1 protein-coding gene and 1 pseudogene are annotated in these 1,142 nt (G+C 46.8%); both read left to right on the top strand.

All coding sequences use genetic code 11. The annotated features are described in order from the left end of the window. Positions 1-669: 4-hydroxy-3-methylbut-2-enyl diphosphate reductase (gene ispH, locus AZ66_RS29245; protein ID WP_044358164.1), on the top strand; the 669-nt coding region annotated here is incomplete at its 5' end. 236 nt (positions 670-905) lie between these two features. Beyond that, positions 906-1,142: pseudogene (locus AZ66_RS29240) on the top strand (hypothetical protein); the annotation flags it as partial.

The following is a 1,142-nucleotide window of genomic DNA, read 5'->3' as shown; positions in this document are numbered from 1 at the left end:
GGGCTTACGACTGTCGATGCTACTTGCCCGGATGTAACACGTACGCATGATCTCATTCGCGAGAAGACGGCGGAAGGTTACGAGGTTATTTACATCGGGAAGAAAGGACATCCGGAGCCTGAAGGGGCAATCGGTGTTGCGCCAGACAGCGTTCATTTGATTGAGCGGGAAGAAGAAGTTCAGTCGCTTCAACTGGCGACAGACAAGATTATTATTACGAACCAGACGACGATGAGCCAATGGGACATTAAGCATATTATGAATCGATTGGTTGAGAAATTCCCATCAGCCGAAATCCATAACGAAATTTGCATGGCGACACAGGTTCGTCAGGCGGCAGTGGCGGAGCAAGCGGGAGAATGCGATCTTGTTATCGTTGTCGGCGACCCGCGCAGCAATAACTCGAACCGTCTTGCTCAGGTGTCAGAGGAGATTGCCGGTACGACGGCGTACCGCATTGGAGACTTGTCTGAGCTGGATGTGGAATGGCTGCGAGGTGTTAAGAAGGTTGGGGTAACCTCCGGCGCTTCGACGCCGACGCCAATTACGAAGGAAGTCATTGCGTTCTTGGAACAGTTCGACGAGGCGGATCCAGAGACATGGGAGAAGACGCGGACGGTAAATATGAAGAAACTGCTTCCTCCTGTTCGAACGAAGTCGAAATCGTGAAGAAGCGGGCTTCGGTCCAAAGTAATGTAACTTCATTTCATGAAGTGCTGCATGTGCAATATGTATAGGAAAATGTGAGTGGCTCCTTCAAAGGAACTTAAATGCTAAGTTCCTTTGGGGGAGTTTTTTTATTTTTTCCATGAAATCATTGGAAGCCTGTCACAAAATGGAACGGTAAGATTGTTATACATATGTGAATACATACTCATAATTGTACGAAGAAGGAGAATCATCCAATGAAAACAACGATGAAATTAGTAATTGCTACATTAAGCGGCATCCTGATGTTCGGTTCTATGAGCTTCACAGTTCAGGCGGATCCATCCCAGACAGCGAGTGACACTGCAGTAACTACATCGACCGATCAGGAGCTAACATTAGAAGAACAGAATAAGCTAGTTGATAAGGAAGTAAGAAGAATAGGGCAAGAGGCTAAAAATCCGGGTGACGTGTATGTTGCTTTTTTTAGCAAG

This window comes from Paenibacillus sp. E194 (genome assembly GCF_000935845.1).
In the GTDB taxonomy this organism is placed as follows: domain Bacteria; phylum Bacillota; class Bacilli; order Paenibacillales; family Paenibacillaceae; genus Paenibacillus_B; species Paenibacillus_B alvei_B.
Note: the sequence above shows the minus strand (reverse complement) of the source record. Positions and strands in the feature narration are given on the sequence as shown.